General features: G+C 41.5%; 16 protein-coding genes and 2 pseudogenes. 13 read left to right on the top strand and 5 right to left on the bottom strand.

The window, feature by feature from the left end; all coding sequences use genetic code 11:
• The first annotated feature begins 623 nt into the window (after positions 1-623).
• The 5 genes from INT03_RS00815 to INT03_RS00835 all read left to right on the top strand — a co-directional run bounded on the left by INT03_RS00815 (position 624) and on the right by INT03_RS00835 (position 5,779).
• Positions 624-1,784 (top strand): DUF819 domain-containing protein, encoded by a 1,161-nt coding sequence (locus INT03_RS00815; RefSeq protein WP_193007182.1) that lies wholly within the window; start codon positions 624-626, stop codon positions 1,782-1,784.
• A gap of 15 nt (positions 1,785-1,799) precedes the next feature.
• A complete protein-coding gene (locus tag INT03_RS00820) occupies positions 1,800-2,132 on the top strand; it encodes a DUF3870 domain-containing protein (protein WP_226914304.1) in 333 nt (110 codons plus the stop codon).
• A 60-nt stretch (positions 2,133-2,192) separates the two neighbouring features.
• Complete coding sequence (locus tag INT03_RS00825; RefSeq protein WP_193007183.1) at positions 2,193-3,284, top strand: dipeptide epimerase; 1,092 nt, start codon at positions 2,193-2,195, stop codon at positions 3,282-3,284.
• 199 nt (positions 3,285-3,483) lie between these two features.
• Complete coding sequence (locus tag INT03_RS00830; protein WP_087815685.1) at positions 3,484-4,611, top strand: M14-type cytosolic carboxypeptidase; 1,128 nt, start codon at positions 3,484-3,486, stop codon at positions 4,609-4,611.
• A 367-nt stretch (positions 4,612-4,978) separates the two neighbouring features.
• Positions 4,979-5,779, top strand: a complete 801-nt coding sequence (locus INT03_RS00835; RefSeq protein WP_226950381.1) for an LlaMI family restriction endonuclease — start codon at positions 4,979-4,981, stop codon at positions 5,777-5,779.
• Here INT03_RS00835 and dcm read toward each other — a convergent pair.
• Entirely contained in the window at positions 5,762-7,036 is a 1,275-nt protein-coding gene (dcm, locus tag INT03_RS00840) for a DNA (cytosine-5-)-methyltransferase (protein WP_193007184.1), read from the bottom strand. The genes INT03_RS00835 and dcm overlap by 18 nt on opposite strands.
• A gap of 1,004 nt (positions 7,037-8,040) precedes the next feature.
• Positions 8,041-8,412: a hypothetical protein gene (locus INT03_RS00845; protein ID WP_193007185.1), complete on the bottom strand. Its 372-nt coding sequence runs from the start codon at positions 8,410-8,412 to the stop codon at positions 8,041-8,043.
• Positions 8,413-8,690: 278 nt separating this feature from the next.
• Between INT03_RS00845 and INT03_RS00850 the strand changes: the two genes are divergently transcribed.
• Both INT03_RS00850 and INT03_RS00855 read left to right on the top strand, forming a co-directional pair.
• Complete coding sequence (locus tag INT03_RS00850; RefSeq protein ID WP_193007186.1) at positions 8,691-9,011, top strand: plasmid mobilization protein; 321 nt, start codon at positions 8,691-8,693, stop codon at positions 9,009-9,011.
• Complete coding sequence (locus INT03_RS00855) at positions 9,008-10,060, top strand: relaxase/mobilization nuclease domain-containing protein (RefSeq protein ID WP_193007187.1); 1,053 nt, start codon at positions 9,008-9,010, stop codon at positions 10,058-10,060. Before INT03_RS00850 ends, INT03_RS00855 begins: the two co-directional genes overlap by 4 nt.
• A 24-nt stretch (positions 10,061-10,084) precedes the next feature.
• Here INT03_RS00855 and INT03_RS00860 read toward each other — a convergent pair whose 3' ends face one another.
• The gene (locus INT03_RS00860; protein ID WP_193007188.1) at positions 10,085-10,618 is read right to left on the bottom strand and encodes a plasmid replication DNA-binding protein; all 534 of its coding nucleotides are present in this window, start codon (positions 10,616-10,618) and stop codon (positions 10,085-10,087) included.
• Positions 10,619-10,894: 276 nt separating this feature from the next.
• On the opposite strand from INT03_RS00860, the gene INT03_RS00865 reads away from it, so the two are divergent.
• The 3 genes from INT03_RS00865 (at position 10,895) to INT03_RS00875 (ending at position 12,570) form a co-directional block, all read left to right on the top strand.
• The gene (locus tag INT03_RS00865; protein WP_193007189.1) at positions 10,895-11,845 is read left to right on the top strand and encodes a DNA-binding protein; all 951 of its coding nucleotides are present in this window, start codon (positions 10,895-10,897) and stop codon (positions 11,843-11,845) included.
• A 73-nt stretch (positions 11,846-11,918) separates the two neighbouring features.
• Positions 11,919-12,266, top strand: coding sequence for a type II toxin-antitoxin system RelE/ParE family toxin (locus tag INT03_RS00870; RefSeq protein ID WP_193007190.1), 348 nt, complete (start codon positions 11,919-11,921; stop codon positions 12,264-12,266).
• 1 nt (position 12,267) lies between these two features.
• Positions 12,268-12,570: a helix-turn-helix domain-containing protein gene (locus tag INT03_RS00875; RefSeq protein WP_193007191.1), complete on the top strand. Its 303-nt coding sequence runs from the start codon at positions 12,268-12,270 to the stop codon at positions 12,568-12,570.
• 334 nt (positions 12,571-12,904) lie between these two features.
• On the opposite strand, the gene INT03_RS00880 is transcribed toward INT03_RS00875, so the two are convergent.
• On the bottom strand, positions 12,905-13,474 hold the full coding sequence (locus INT03_RS00880; RefSeq protein ID WP_193007192.1) for a PepSY domain-containing protein: 570 nt from the start codon (positions 13,472-13,474) through the stop codon (positions 12,905-12,907).
• 190 nt (positions 13,475-13,664) lie between these two features.
• On the opposite strand from INT03_RS00880, the pseudogene INT03_RS00885 reads away from it, so the two are divergent.
• A pseudogene (locus tag INT03_RS00885) lies at positions 13,665-13,802 on the top strand (IS982 family transposase); the annotation flags it as partial.
• 127 nt (positions 13,803-13,929) lie between these two features.
• Here the strand turns inward: INT03_RS00885 and INT03_RS00890 are convergent.
• Positions 13,930-14,520 (bottom strand): recombinase family protein, encoded by a 591-nt coding sequence (locus INT03_RS00890; RefSeq protein ID WP_193007193.1) that lies wholly within the window; start codon positions 14,518-14,520, stop codon positions 13,930-13,932.
• Positions 14,521-15,145: 625 nt separating this feature from the next.
• Here INT03_RS00890 and INT03_RS00895 point away from each other — a divergent pair.
• Together INT03_RS00895 and INT03_RS14855 are read left to right on the top strand one after the other, a co-directional pair.
• A complete protein-coding gene (locus tag INT03_RS00895; protein WP_087815693.1) occupies positions 15,146-16,765 on the top strand; it encodes an AbgT family transporter in 1,620 nt (539 codons plus the stop codon).
• 118 nt (positions 16,766-16,883) lie between these two features.
• Positions 16,884-17,033 (top strand): annotated as a pseudogene (locus INT03_RS14855) (IS982 family transposase); the annotation flags it as partial.
• Between the last annotated feature and the right edge of the window lie 36 nt (positions 17,034-17,069).

A 17,069-nucleotide genomic window follows, 5' to 3' on the forward strand; every position in this document is an offset into this window, starting at 1 on the left:
GAATGTTGAGTCTCCGACAATCCCGGGGCGGTTCATAAATACCTAAATAGACTGTTATAAGTGGTTCCATTATAGCAGTCTGTTTTAAGTGGCCTGTTAATAGGTTCGAAGGGTGAAATAGCTGGTTCCGCTAGGGTATACATTAATAAAAAGCAAAGTAGGATTTTCTGAAATTGCAATCTTCCAAGTTAATGTCTACTAATTTAAAATCAGAGTTGAATTTTTTGATATAGATTTTTACCTTTTTTTTCTCTAGACTGTCCTTCTGAACATTTTAGTATGGTTCTTGTCATACTAAAATAATCTGTGGTGTGCATAAAAATTATGCTACCTATGAAAGTCAAGATAAGAAGAGATATCTTGCATAAGTTATCGCTAGGCCGTTTGACTCCATTAGTGCAAGTCAATGAACTGCTGCTTTCGCGAAAAATCTAAGGAGTCCGTACTTGGTTCTCGGACTCTAAAAGACTTTCAAGGTACCTAAAGTTATTTAAATATTGATCAGCATACTTTTTGATACACCACCAAGTAGTCAACTCCCTTACTCAGTTAATTATATATTACACGTCATAAGAGAGACTTGATAAACCATCATACATAAATTGTATTTATAGGGAAATACTATGATTACCAATGGTTTTTCATACGTCGCGATTATCGTGTTTTTTGCAGGTTTAGTTATTTTTACGGAAAAAAATACTAAACTTAAATTTTTTAAGTATATCCCCGCTATTGTTGTTATCTACTTTGGCGTCATGATTATGTCTTCAATTGGTCTTTGGGAGCGATCAGGAGAAATCGCAGATTCTTACGATGCACTAAAACATGCCATTCTCCCTGCCATGATCTTTTTAATGCTACTTAAAGCAGATTTAAGACAAATCGTCAAACTTGGACCAAAGATGCTTATAGCATTCTTTGCTGCTTCAATTACTATCGGTATTGGTTTTATTATTACTTACGCCATATTCAAAAGCATGTATCCGCCTGAAGGTTGGAAAGCATTTGCAGCCCTTTCAGGAAGCTGGATGGGTGGTACTGCTAATATGGTAGCAATTCAGGGAGCGCTTGAGATTAATGATGCCGATATGGGTTATACCCTGCTCATTGACTCTATTGATTATGCTGTCTGGGTTATGGTCCTTTTAGCCTTAGTCCCCTACTCAAAAGTGTTCGATAAGTTCACAAAAGCGGATAGAAGCACGCTTGAGCAGGTTGCTGAAAACCTAGAAAAAGAAAGTGCAAAGCATAGACAGGAGATCGAATTTTCTGATCTTATGATGCTTACTGGTACAAGTCTTATTATTGCTGCTGGTGCATGGTATCTTGCTGACTTACTCCCTAGCACTAGCTTTTTGAGTGGTACGACTTGGGCGGTCATCATTGCCTCAACTATCGGTATTGCCTTGGGTATGACCAAGTTCGGAAAAATTCCAGGTTCGAATCAGATTGCAAACGTCATGCTTTACACCTTAGTTGGTCTCATTGCTTCAGGAGCAAAATTCTCTGAACTGACAGAAGCGCCACTTTACATTTTATCGGGCTTTATGATACTTGGCATACACTTGGTATTGATGATAATTGTCGCCAAAATCTTCAAACTGGATCTGTTCAGTTGCGGTGTCGCCAGTCTGGCAAACGTAGGCGGGGTTGCCTCTGCGCCCATACTTGCAGCTGCTTATGGAGAGGCATTAATTCCTATTGGAGTCCTGATGGCAATGCTTGGTTATATTGTAGGTACCGGTGGTGGACTATTGGTAGGTAGTATTCTCTCAATAATATAATCAAAAGGCATCGTTATGATAAGTTTGTATGATAAAAACACAGTATATGTAGTAGGGAACGGCAAAACAAATCTTGATAATGCTATTACCGAGAGATATAAGATATTCTTTATTGGTTTTGTCATCGATATTACTGATGACAAAATCATTGATCTTGGTTGTTCTACTACCGTTGATATCACCTCAAATTTTATCAAAAGCATTTTTATAGGGAAAAGCTTTGATGGCTACGATCTTGAGATAGAAAAAGACATAGTGACGAGATATTTTGGAAGCTCGCAAAAAGCCATCATTATTGCCTATAAAGATGCGGTAAAAAAATACACCAAAATAAAAGCTAATATATGAGTTCAGCATAGCTAAATAGATATGCTGAACTTATTTATCAAGCAATTGTAAGGAAACGCAATGAAAATTACAGATATAAAAATAGGGTATATATCAGTACCCTTAACCACACCATTCAAAACAGCACTTAGAACCGTTAAAAGCGTCAATGATGTTATCGTTGAAGTACACACGGATACGGGAAGTATAGGCTATGGTGAAGCCGCTCCGACAGGCGTTATCACAGGTGATACTACAGGTGCCATCGTTGGCGCTATTGAAGACCATATAAAAAAGGCGCTTATAGGTTTAGATATAGAAGACCTAGAAACCATTATGACCAAGCTTGATAATTGTGTCATTAAAAACTACAGTGCAAAAGCGGCAGTTGATATCGCTATCTACGACCTATTTGGTCAACTCTATAATGCACCCGTATACAAACTACTTGGTGGCCATAGAAAAGAGTTAACCACAGATATTACGGTCAGTATCAATGAGCCTGAGGAGATGGCACAAGATAGTATTAAAGCGGTTAAATTAGGCTATAAAACGCTGAAAATAAAAGTAGGTAAAGACGGTAAAAAAGATATGCTAAGAATGCAATCTATACGTGATGCCGTCGGTTATGATATCGACTTGAGGATTGATGCGAATCAAGGCTGGAGTCCAAAAGAAGCAGTTAGAGCCCTAAGGAATATGGAGGATGCTGGACTTAATATAGAGCTTGTTGAACAGCCTGTTTTGGCGCATGATTTGGCAGGATTCAAATACGTAACCGATAATATAGATATTCCGACGGTGGCAGATGAGAGTGTCTTTGGGCCTTATGACGCTTTGAAGATTATGCAACTAGGTGCAGCAGACATCATCAACATAAAGCTTATGAAAACCGGTGGTATCCATAATGCTCTAAGGATCGTCTCTATGGCAGAAGTCTACGGGGTCGAATGTATGATTGGGTCTATGCTTGAGTCAAAAGTCAGCGTAACGGCAGCCGTTCATCTAGCAGCTGCCAAGAGTGTAATCACTAAGTTTGACCTTGATGGACCTATATTATGCAGTGAAGATCATGCTCATGGCGGCGCTATATATGACCATTATAAAATCACGCTAAGTGATGCACCGGGTTTTGGCATTACGGGCATTGATGGCATAATCTACCAAGACTGAAGAAGCCAAAAGAGCTGGGCAACTATTTATTTAACTTTTAACAATTGACTGATTAAAGTGATGAGTAGTTGTCCATTTTTTAGACTACTAGCCTTTAAAATAGGCTGTCTTAGATTCATCTTTTATTTTGGGTTAGTCAGTGTCTTTATCTCACTTGAGTGTGATTGATTACTCTACAAAACCCAATTAAGGAAATATTATGCATATCAGTGCCCATTTCGATAGCGGTAATATCGAAGTTATTAATTCAGACGATAAAAATAACATCCAGTTAGCTATTCGTCCAGACGTCGGTGGTGAATTTTTTCAGTGGTTTAACTTTCTTATTCAAGGTCAGGTGGGTGAGCATTATGTGCTCAACATCGTTAATGCTGGTGGAGCTTCATACCTTGAAGGCTGGGATAGCTACCAAGCGGTTGCCTCATTCGATCGTGATTATTGGTTTCGTCTGCCCACCTCATATAAAGACGGCACCTTGACCATAGAAGCGGATATGGAATACGACACGATTCAGATTGCCTATTTTGCCCCTTACAGCTACGAGCGTCATCTGGACCTGTTGGCATCAGTGCAGTTGCATCCGCTAGTAACTTTAGAGCATTTAGGGGAGACGCTTGATAAGCGTGATTTGACAGTAGTGAAAATCGGTGATGGGGATAGTAATAAGCGCAGTATCTGGATTACAGCGCGTCAGCATCCAGGTGAAACCATGGCTGAATGGTTGGTCGATGGACTGATTCATAGCTTACTTGATAATGATAATGCTAGCGCTAGGTTATTATTGGACAAAGCTAACTTCTATATTGTGCCTAATATGAACCCTGATGGTAGTGTGCGCGGACATCTGCGCACCAACGCAGTCGGTACTAATCTTAATAGAGAATGGTCAAACCCAAGTTTAGACAAAAGCCCTGAGGTCTTTTATGTGATCAATAAAATGCAGCAGACTGGTGTTGATCTATTTTATGATGTGCACGGTGACGAAGCCTTGCCCTTTGTATTCCTTGCAGGCTCACAAGGTGTGCCAAGTTATAATGACCGCCTCGCATGTTTGAGGGAGAGGTTTTCAGAAGTGTTAAAATTAGCTAGTGCCGATTTTCAAACGGAAAAAGGTTATGAGGTTAATGCGCCGGGCAAAGCGAATATGAGCCTCGCTACTAACTGGGTGGCCGAGCGTTTTGATTGTTTGGCTAATACATTAGAGATGCCTTTTAAGGATAATGATAATGTACCTAATGTAGCTACAGGCTGGTCACCAGAGCGTTCAATTAAGCTAGGTGAAGCCTCGTTAGTTGCAATGCTATCGGTCGTGGATGATTTACGTTAGTTAGTGATTTAGACCAACTAATTTAGGTAGATTCTTGAGCAATTAACAATTCAAACCCTAGTAAGTACTTCTTGCTAGGGTTTGAATTGTTATAGGACGAAACGAAACTACGCAGTTTAATTCTATTTGGTGGTATTTCACTGCTTACGACTTTTTGTGCGTTGTCTGTCACATTATTACTCGATTAGTAAGCCCATTTTTATCTCCCCAATGCTTAGATACGCATACAAGCTACCTATGATGGTAAGCCCTCTTAATTTTTATCATCTAATTCGTAACCCTTGCTTGTAATTTGATAAAAAACCTTTCAACACTCTGTATGATAGCTTCTTCAAGAAGATACTACTTAGTGACAAAGGAGTTTTTCATGCAAGAAGCTATTTCAAATGAAGAGGTGCAAATTATCAAGCTTTTCAAAGAGAATGTTTATGGTAGATCACCCAATATTGACGGCTTTAATCAGCGCCATGACGGAAAAGCAGGTCACTGGCTAGAGCGACAAATGGGCATAGCCGCGAATGCTAACAACGAGCCAGACTTATACGGCTATGAGATGAAAAATTCTACTGGTAGTAAGACCACTTTTGGAGATTGGAGTGCTAATTACTATATCTTTAAAGACAAAGAAATTGATCTTGACCGCACGCAATTTATGGAAGTGTTTGGTAAACCTAATGTAGAAAAGGGTGGACGTTACTCATGGTCAGGTAGCCCAATTCCTAACTTTAACTCTCCATCAACCTATAATGGCTCAGAAATGGTTTTTGATGATGCAAAGAACATAATCATCGTTTATAACTACTCAAAAGACCCTCGCCCTGATAAAGCAAATATAGTCCCACCAAACCTACAACAAGAAGGAGTTATCCTAGCCCGTTGGGATAGAGAAAACTTAAATAATAAGCTCACAAAGAAGTTCGGCCATCATGGTTGGTTTAAGTGTAATAAAGACAAAAACGGCTGCTACAACCAAATCGCTTTTGGTGAGCCAATGATCTTCGATAATTGGATTAAGCTTGTTGAGCAGGGCGTAGTATTTTTTGATAGTGGCATGTATGTAGGGAATGCTCGTAACTATTCCCAATGGCGTGCTAATAACAACCATTGGGACTCGTTAATTACCCGCACCTATCCACCATTTCCAGAATCTTTAGACAACAGCCAATAAATCAGCCTGCTTTTGAATGGCCTCAGCTTTGTGAAATGTTGAGATCATCTGCTCCGCTACTGCTTCAACGACCTTAACGCATACAGAGTTACCGAACTGTTTATATGCTTGAGTCTTAGATACTGCGTCAGTCAAAAACTCCTCGGGGAAGCCTTGTAGTCTAGCGCATTCTCGGGGAGTTAGCATTCTTGGGTTCTTCCCATATTGCGATTGGTCTATCAACGCCTCAGAACCATCTTTATAGTAGCGTGCGCTAATGGTATTGGTGTACGCGCTATCATGGTTAAATAAGCTGTAACCAAAGCCGTTACCTTTGTTTATGTGTTGGTCTTTTCTTTTTTGATGACCAGCCCATAGGTTATCGGATATGGTATAGACCGTATCATCAGCTGGCACATCCTCTAATATATCCCCAACACGGGTCTTGCTATGAGTAGGCTCAGGGAAACTAAATAGTTCGTCAAAGTTTTCGACTTTATCAAAATAATCTTTATTAAAACCTACAATGAAAATACGCTCTCTATTTTGTGGCGCACCAAATTCCGCAGCCTTTAACACAGCATATCCTACCCAGTAATTTAGCTTATGAGATAGAGCCTCTCGCGCTTCCGCACTCATAGGAACATCATCAGGTATGCTGTTCTTATGCTGCCCAGTCAAAATATCGTAGATGGTTTGAAAGGTTTCCCCTTTCTTATCAGTTCTGAGTCGTTTCACGTTTTCTAATAAAAACATTTTTGGACGTTTTTCAGCCAAAATTCGCTGAATCTCAAAAAACATAGTGCCGCGTGTGTCTTTAAAGCCTTGTTTTAGACCTGCTTGTGAGAACGCTTGGCAAGGAAAACCAGCTAAAAGTAAATCATGATCTGGAATGTCTTTGGCTTGAATTTGGGTAATATCTCCACTTGGGTACTCTCCATAATTAGCAAAGTAGGTCTTTTGAGCATGTTTATCAATCTCACTGGTGAAAACACACTCACCGCCCTGTTTTTGAAATGGCAGACGTATACCGCCAATACCTGCAAACAAATCAATAAAAGTGAAATCACTAGCATTGTTACTATGCTCAAAAGGGTGGTTGTTATTAAGTGCTTCTAGCTTAGCTAACCTTGTAGCAGAAGGTTTATGCTCACCGTTCTCCCAGCCACGAACCGTCCTTTCACCTGCTTCTTTCATCCCTAATAACAATGCTAGTTCTTTTTGAGAAACGCCTAATGACTTACGTTTCTCAATAACATATTGCTGAGTATCTTTCATAGTAACCTACTTTTAAAATATCCTGTTTTATTCCCGGATTTTAACATAGGTTATTCACTTTGTGTAAGATAAAAACTGGATCTTGTCTTAAGATATGAAAATGATAATTAATAAACAAAAAAATAAACCCCCCTACTACTTGACGTAATAGGGGGGTTTATCGTTTAATGTTCATTAACGGTTACAGACGTTGGGGAACGACTGTAACGACCAGATAAGCATGTGCAGTGCGTTATTTGACCAGCAATTAAGCCCATTAGGGTCTATTTTAAGCCAAATCTAGGCTACTTTGCAATCAAATTACTCATATTACTACCGTAAGTTACCAATTTTACTCAGTAAAACCGCCTATTTGCTCGCTACCTTCGCCCTATCAACGCTCTTTAACTGTTCCCTAGCAATGGGTGGCAGGCCTCAGTGACGACTGCATTGCGTGGGTGAGACGAAAGCTCTCGACAGGGGTTACTAGACATATTGAGCAACGCAATGAGAGGTTATATTGTCTTTTGAAGCGGTACATTGGGTGTATGCCCTTGCTAGCATGAGAAAGCGTATAACGGTTATGAGCGTGTCTAGGCGGTGCTATCAGCCGTAATCATGACAGAGTCAGCTTGATACAGTGATGACTTCCCGAGACGATGCCGATCGACCGACAGGCAGTTGTCAGGGCAATACTCTAAAGGGTTTGTAGGTTTTTACCTGCAAGCGCTTTAGGGTGAGTGTTGCCCAAAACTTCAACCTCTCTCCCTCCAAGCAGTTGTCCACAGAGTTGTCCATCAGGGTTGTCCACATAGCAAGGGCAACAGCGCGGAGCCCTTTAGGAGTAGCTCAGGCGCTGTTGCCCTTGCTGCTTATGTGGACATACGCTGTGGGCATACTCTAGTGGGCACACTGATTAAGAGGGAGTGAGAGGAAAGGTTCAAAAAAAAATTTGAAATTTTGAAAAATGAAAGTTTTGTGAGTTGAGGTTAATGATTAATAAGAGTGGCCAGTGAGTAAAGACGTTAGTTAAATTTTTGGCCACCTGTTATGACTCCTATGTTGAATTTGGAGTATTTTAGTAGAGCCTGTTGATTGTCTTCTAACCATTGGGCAATGTCTTGATTAGAGAGAGAATAAACATATCCTTTGGGTTTGGCGTACTTCAACAGCTTTTGCTTGCTAATAGTTTTACCGAGGAACTGAGCTATTTTTTGTGCTCGATATGAATTTAGTTGTCCTTTTAGCTCATGGGCTTCTTTGATATCCCAACTATCAAAGCCATCATAATCACCTCCTGTACCATCCTCTAATTCATCCAATAGATAGATCATAGCAGTGGTTACCTCTGAGCGAAGGGTGTTCACTTTTTTCATGTTTTCCGATCGGTTGTTCATACTAGCTACCTTTTGAGTTTGGGTGAGTTTGGGTATACACAGTTATAATAACATAGGTATACACATTGGTGATACATGGGTACACGCAATAAAGTTAAAGTAGGTATACACAATAACAACTATATTAGGTATGGACAATTATGTTATTATTTTAAGCCAGCAGTCCTAAGAGGGGGCTATTTTCGCTTCGCTACAATATCCTCTCTTAGGTGCTGACAAAGGGGCTATCGCCCCCTTGACCCCCAACCACCTCTATACCTAGAACAGGAGCCAGTCTTATGCCACCAATTAGCGGTAAAAAAAGGACTAAAGAGATTGCGATTCGAGTCACTGAGGATGAGTTAGCTGCGCTAAAGAAGCGGCAACAGGGAACGACGATGGCAGGATGGATGCGTGATTTGGGTTTAGGGGTAACCCCAATGAAGCCAGCTGACCCTGAGCTAGTTCGCGCTCTTGGTCGTATTGGCTCTAATCTAAATCAGCTCACCAAACACGTTAACATCGATAAGGCATTAGATGAAAACGTACTTGAGCAGATTAAAGCGATTAGGACGTCTATCGATGCGCTGCTTAATGAGCATTTGCGAGGTGAGTCATGATTGTTAAATTCTTTAGGCGAGGGCAAGGATCAGGCGCAGGGCCGCTTAATTATCTATTGGGCGCTAAGGATACCCCTAGGGAGGGTGCAAAGGTGCTCTACGGCGATCCTAGGCTCACTGAGCAGCTGATTAATACCACACCATTCAAGCAAAAGTATAAAGCAGGGGTGCTGTCTTTCACCGAAGATGCCGAAGGGTTTACGGATAAGCAGAAAAGAGACATCATGCAGCGCTTTGAAGAGACACTGTTTGTAGGGCTTGAGCCCGATCAGTACGATATATTGTGGGTTGAACATACTGATAAGGGTGGACGGCTTGAGCTAAATTTTGTGATCCCTTGCCAAGAGCTACGAAGTGGTAAGCGGCTGCAGCCATTTTATGCTGGCGCTGATCTGGTACGAGTCAATGCGTTTAAGAACATCATCAATCAAGAATATGGCCTAACAGATCCTAATGACCCAGAGCGTAAGCGGCTAATCAACCCTTATGTGAATAATGCGCCACGGCCAACTCCATATGATAGGCCGCCTAAGTCTAAAGAGAAGGAGCAGGAAAAAGAAGATAATGAGATCATCGCTAATCCTGAGAGCACTTTTGCTTTAAAAGAAGCCATTGATCGAAGAATGCGACATAGCCTAGCAGAGGGCAGTCTTAATAACCGTAGTAGTGTGCGTTATGCGCTAGAAGGTATGGGATTAACCATCAAGAGAGCAACCAAAAGCAGTATCAGCGTGGCGCATCCTAAAATGAAGCGAAATGTTAGGCTCAAGGGCACTGTTTATGAAGAGGGTTTTCAGGCGTTAGCAGAGGAGCGGCAGCAAGATTATGAGAGAGTCAGTGAGTCACGTGGCAATCGAGATTTAAGGACATGGACTAAAGGTATGGAGATCAAAAAAGCGTATCATCAAGAGTTATATGGTGACATCAAAGCGCCTGAGCCTTTAGATTTAGAGATCAAGGACGTTGTCAGCATGGAGCAATCACAGGATGCTACCCCTAGAGTAGATACACCAGCCCCGCAGCGTTCTTACAATGGGCCAAGGCCGTAATCGTTTGACTGCACTGTTCAGCAATCAAAACCAAAACCCAAGCCATCTTTTTCTTTTGGTAGGTGTGGGCGCAGCTGCGGCTTCTTTTTCAGATAGCGGCTCAGGCTCTAACGGTGATTGTTGCTGGTGATCGCTATGTTCAAGGTCAGTACCTTTAAATTCTAGCAGTCGGATCTGCGTTAAGTCATGAATACTGGCATTGGCTTTTTCTAGTGTTTTGTTGAGCTGACTTATTTGCTCTTGGTAATTCGCTATCAGCTGTTTTTGATCACGGACTTGCTGCTCTAAGTGTTCATTCTTCATCTTTTCAAGTGCTAACTGGTGTTCAAGCGCTGTACAGTCTGGTACGTTTTGACTGTTCAAGGACGTACTATTACTGGTGTTCACTGATTGTTCAGTACGTTTGTTAGTAGCAGGCTCACCAAATACTCGGATCATCTCTGAGGTGTCAATTTTCTTGTCAGCGGTTCTGGAAAGCTCACCATCATTGATCTTCTGATAGATAGTGGTTCTCGATACACCCCACTGTTTTGCTGCCTTTGTCACCGATATGTTCATTGCTCACCTAGTGTTCAAGTACGTTTTTAGCCCCTGTACAGTGCAACTGTTCAGAACGTTCAGTGAGTAACTATCGCACCAACCTCACCATTTGGCAAATACTAATGCTCTATCCGTGTCTGCGGCCAACCATCAACTCAATACATTAAAAGACACCTCAAATCACCTGAGGTTTTTTTGTATTCTGTATTGTAGTATGTTGTATATTGTATTATACTACATACAATATCATACAAACATTACATATCTACTTATATAAAATTAAGGACAATGACTGTGGCGCTTACTATCCAACAGGTTCATAACACTGCGGATCAACTGCAAGAACAAGGCATCAAGCCTACTTTAGCCGAAGTGCGTAAGGCGCTGGGTGGTGGATCATTCACGACCATCAGTGAAGCCATGAAGTCTTGGCGTCAGGATAACCAACAAGAAGAGCAGCTAAGACAGGTTGAGCTACCAAGTAGCATTGCTGAACGCTTACAAACGCTTGGTGCGGATATGTGGCAGACGGCTATTGATATTGCCAATGATCGGTTGGTAAAAGAGCGTGAGGCTCTAGAAAGCATTAAGACAAAGGCGCAAGCTGAGACAGACGAGGCGCAAGAGGCGGTTAAGACCTTAGAGATTGAGCAAGCTGATTTGTTGGTGCAACTAGACGAGGTGACGGCAACCGCAGAGGCAGCCGCTATCACCGCAGCTCAAGTGACTGCTGAACGTGACATCCTAACTCAGACGCTCAGCGATACTCAGCACCAGTTGGATCTTGAACGAGCCAAAACAGATTCCGCTCAGGGGCAGCTTGCAGATCTGCGTAGTAGCTTTGATCAGCAAGCAAAAGAGCTGAATGCCAACATATCAAAAGTGGCCACACTTGAGGCTAACGCTGCTAGTGATGAAGCAGAGGTTTCTCGTTTAAGTGCAGAACTTGAAGCAGCTAAGACAGAGTTAAAAGCGGTTACCATTGAGCGCAACGAGATCGCAAACGCTACTGCAGAGGTAAAAGGAGAGTTAAAAGCGGTTATCGTTGAACGCGATAAGCTGTCAGGACTTTATGAGCAGCTGACGCAACAGCAAGCGGCACTAAACACAGATCATCAGCTGCTGCTTAAGCAGTATGAAACAGTAACGGCCAGCTATAGCGCTGAGCAAGAAAAGACTGGTGCATTAACGATAGAGCTTGAGAAGATGCAAGTGGCACTGGATAAGAGTACAGATCAGGAGTGACCACGCGTTTTGGTTGCATAGAGTGTCGATTAGCGGTAAAATATAGACTATAATATATATAGTAACTTTTTATATGTGGACTGTCATCACAACGAAGCTGTTCAATGATTGGCTGTATCAGCAAGATCAATCGACACAAGAGAAGGTGTTAGCGGCTTTGGTAGCTTTAGAGCAGCAGGGCCCAAGCTTAGGTCGTCCTTTAGTGGACACTGTGTATGACTCAAAATTTACCAACATGAAAGAGCTGCGGGTTCAGCACCGAGGTAAACCACTCAGGGCCTTTTTTGCCTTTGATCCAAAACGGCAAGCGATTGTGCTTTGTATCGGTGATAAGGGCAATAAAAAGCGTTTTTATAAAGAAATGCTAGCCACTGCAGACCAGCAGTATGAGCGTCACCTCAAAACTTTAGGAGAGCCATAACATGACTAAGACACTACAAGAGATGTTAGCGGAGCGCTCAGAAGACAGCCAAGCTCGTATTCAACAATTGGCCGAACAGCTGCTTTTGGAAAACCAGCTGTACCGTCTCCGTGAAGAGCTTGAGATCTCTCAAAAAGAGCTTGCTCAGACCCTAGGTATTAAGCAGCCGTCATTGTCTGCTATAGAAAATCGTGGCCATGATCTTAAAATATCAACTATGAAAAAATATGTTGAAGCCATGGGCGGCAAGCTACGTATTGATGTTGAGCTACCAACAGGAAAGCATGTAGGCTTTAAGGTTTAATGGGTTGTTGACCCTTAAAATGAAATATAACTTAATTAAATACATGTTGGTCGTGTGGTCGAAAGCGTTAGATTTGGTACTATATGTGTGATAGCTGGTTTTATATAAAAATTTGAGCCTTTCCTAAATTTCGTGTAAGTACTTCTACAATCTAAATAATAGTTACACACTTTTTAGGAAAGGCTCAAAACGGCCAGCAATCCACAAATATGAACCCACACTAGATACCAATAAGTGTTTATTTAGACTTGCTATTAAAGACCCCAAGCCACTTGAGAAAGTAGCTTGGGGCTTTTTAATATTTAAGAGTGTATGCAATACAGGGTATCAGTAGTTAATCATCACGATCAACGTCGCTTACCTGACTGCGAGTAATCTTACCAGTCATGCTATCGACAACGACTTTATGAATTTGATTGCCTTTACCAATTTCAACTTTGTAGACAGGCTTGCCAAAATCCATGTCGAACTCTACTTCAAGCACTTTCCCTTTCAGCGTTTGGTTTGCTTTTTTTATAGCTTGAGACAAACTCACTTTTGCTTGTTTCATGGCCTTATATTCTGCCAAGTCTTCTTTGTCTAAACGCTCTGTGTCTTCTTTCGTAACCTTGCCTGTATTGGCATTCACGCTGACTTCTTGTTCATTATTGTTGGTAACGATTTTGATATCGTAATGGCTATTTTCGTTACGATCTTCTTGATCAAAGTCTGCACTGATGATATCGCCTTTTACCGCTTTATTAGCAAGGGCCAGCGCCTGCTCTAGACTGATCTTACTCTGTGATGCTGCCGTTACCTCATTCATAGCAGTGGCTGCTTGAGTGGCTGAAACAGAAGCCATGCTAAAGCTTGTGACACTCAGTGCCATTACAAGAGATTTCTTCAATGTTGATAGTTTTTTCATAATAATATCCTAAAATGCGTCAGTCTTTCGGCAGACTGTTTATTAATTCTTAGATTAACACACCAAGTGCAACGCTAATTAATATTATAACCCCAGTTCGGGATAAGGGCTCAAAAAAAAGATAAAAAAAGAAGTCCGAAGTTGCTAAAGTGAGTTTACCAAGACAAACTTCACAACAAGGACTTCTTACATGGACAACCTAACCGAACTATACTGCCATATTGACGACTTTTATCAGCAATTCAAACCTGAGTTTGACGCTCATTTAATCGCAACGGGACACCAAAGGTTAAGAGCATGCCAGATAAGTGTAGCAGAGATTATGACCTGAGCTATGCTGAAGAAACCGTATAAGTAAACTTAGTAAACTAACGACTCGATGAGGAGTTTGCCATGACTAAGAAAAAGCAAAGCTATAGTACGGAAGTTAAAGTATAGGTCAATCCTGGGGCGGTCTAGCTCTCTTTTATCACCCGATAAACGGTAGCTACCCCAACGCCAACCGCCTTAGCAATTTCCTCTTTTGTCATATTATTTTGACTGGCCAATTCTCTAATACGATTGTGTTTCGTTGTATTAGGCTTCTTACCGGTGGGCTTATAGCCACTGTTAGCCAATCCCTGCTTGATACGCTCTCTACGCTTGTCGTTATCAAGCTTTGCCATCGTTGCTAACAAGTCGATCAGCATATGGTTAATCACTGTTAGGATCTCACCTGTCATGCCTTTACTTACCGTATGCGTAGTTGGTAGATCAGCCACCACCAATCGCAAGCCCTTGTCTTTGATGCGCTGCTTTAGAATTGCAAAATCATCTTGAGATAGCCTGCTTAATCTGTCCACGCTTTCAACCAGCAGAATATCGCCTTGATCAGCGTCCTTTAATAGCTTAGCTAATACTGGCCTATCGAGCTTTGTACCACTGAAATGCTCAACGTACTCAACAAGGTTATCGTTATAGCTTTGGCTAAAGCTAATCAAGTCAGATAAGGCTCTCTTAGCGTCTTGATCCTTAGTGCTGGCTCTCACATAAATACGAACGGTCATAACGCCACCTCTATTAATTAGACTTAATAATTAATGTTCATTGATAATATCATGATATTAATATCATTTAATAATAGAAATAAGTCTAATGATAGATAGAGTATCGTTTAGAGGTTTTATTTTTTAGGTATAGTGAAGTGATAGGGTGACGGAGCAGGCGGTAGTACTTTAATATTGGCCCGAACTCATATTACAACTTATGATCATTAATAAAATCAACCATCACTTGGGCGGTCCGCCCATTTCCTCCTAGGCATAAAAGCGCCCGCGTTCCTTATAGTTTCGTTGGCTTATTTGAGCTCTTTATTTTTGCGCTCAAGCGCTTTGATGACTGACCAAGAGGCATTATAGTTCGGTTAAGTTGTTCATGGAAGAAATCCTGTTTGCATAAGTTGGTCTTGGTAAACCTACTTTAGCAATTGTGAACTTCTTGTTTTTGTCTTTTTTGGCGCTCCCTTCTTCTGAACTGGGGTTACTTATTACTCAAAATTCTAAACAATTTGTTTTATGAGACAAAATTATTTGTTTCTGTTTTCCAATTATGTTCCAATCATAACCTTTTATCGGTGTTTTCATACACTTTAAGCGCATCAAAAGTACTTAATCTTGAAGGAGATAATCGGCTATGCAAGGAAGTAACTCGCCAAATGGCAATCCGCCACATAATAATTTTGATGCAGCAGAGCAAGACTCGCGCATGCAGCGGTTTTTAAAAGGAGTAGAGTGGCTCGGTAATTTACTACCGCATCCTGTTATTTTGTTTGTATGGATGTCAGTATTTTTACTGGTTCTTTCAGCAGTCCTGTCTTACTTTGGTATATCGGTAATCGATCCACGACCAGAGGGTGCAAGCGGCCGTAGCGCTGATGGAACTATTGAGGTCGTCAATTTATTAAACGGCGAGGGCTTAGCTCGTATTGTTGAAAACTTGGTGACCAACTTTACTGGTTTTGTGCCACTTGGTACGGTGCTGGTAGCACTACTTGGTGTTGGTATCGCTGAGCGCTCTGGAATGATATCAGCCGCACTACGTGGGCTAGTGTTAAACGCGCCAAAGAAAATGGTTACCTTTACTATTGTGTTCGCAGGTATTATGTCAAACACGGCCGCTGAGCTTGGTTATGTGGTTTTGATACCACTTGCTGCGGTCATATTTCACTCTCTTGGTCGACATCCATTAGCTGGTATCGCGGCGGCATTTGCTGGGGTATCTGGTGGCTATAGCGCTAATCTATTACTTGGCACAGTTGATCCTTTATTATCAGGGATTACTCAAGAAGCGGCACGTATCATCGATCCAGCTTACACTGTTGGAGCAGAAGCCAACTGGTACTTTATGATGGTGAGTACTTTTTTGATTAGTGGTTTGGGTTATCTTGTGACCGAGAAAATCGTCGAGCCAAGCCTTGGTAAGTACAATCCTACTGACGCCGATGATCCCTCAGTATTAGATACCAAAGCTGAGCGCGTATCTACTATTGAGAAAAAAGGACTTTTTTGGGCTGGTATTAGCATGCTGGTATTCTGTTTATTATTGGCTTGGACCGTGGTACCTGCTGACGGCATCCTGCGTAATGCTGAGACAGGTCTGTTGTCAGGTTCGCCGTTTTTAAAGGGTATCGTTGTCTTTATTTTTGTGTTCTTTGCCATACCTGGTTATATATATGGAAAGATTACTGGTAGCATAAAAAACAACCAAGATGTAGTAGATGCGATGAGCCATGCGATGAGCTCGCTCAGTATTTATATCGTCTTAGTCTTTTTTGCAGCGCAGTTTACCGCCTTCTTTAATTGGTCAAACCTTGGTTCTGTAATGGCAGTATCTGGTGCAACTTTCCTAAACGATATTGGTTTAACAGGTCCTTTCTTATTGATCGGTTTTATCTTGATATGTGCGGTGGTTAACTTGATGCTTGGTTCGGCATCTGCGCAATGGGCCGTGACAGCACCAATATTTGTCCCCATGCTAATGCTAACTGGCTATGCGCCTGAGATGATACAGGCCGCATACCGTATTGGAGATTCGACTACTAATATCATTACCCCTATGATGAGCTATTTTGGTCTCATTATGGCAGTTGCTATTCGTTATAAGAGAAATACTGGTGTTGGCACACTTATGGCGATGATGTTACCTTATTCAATTGCGTTCTTAGTTGGTTGGATTATTTTATTTTGCGTCTGGGTGTTTGTATTTGGTCTGCCAGTAGGCCCTGGTGCAGAGACGTTTTATCCTGCTAGATAGTAGTGAATCAAAGGTTTGCTAAATGACCCCAGTTCGGGATAAGGGAGCGCCAAAAAAGAAGTCCACAATTGCTAAAGTAAATTTACCTAGACCAACTTATGCAAAAAGGACTTCTTACATGGACAACTTAACCGAACCATACTGCTACATTGACGACCTTTACCAATCATTCAAGCCAGAGTTTGAAACGCAAATCATCGCTAGTGGCCGGCGTCGATTAAGAGCATGCCAGATAAATGTAGCAGAGATAACGGCCTTCTTGGTACTGAACCGCCCCGACTTTATCGGAGAGTGATTTACTTGA

It is taken from the genome of Psychrobacter sp. PG1 (assembly GCF_014897815.1).
Lineage (GTDB): Bacteria > Pseudomonadota > Gammaproteobacteria > Pseudomonadales > Moraxellaceae > Psychrobacter.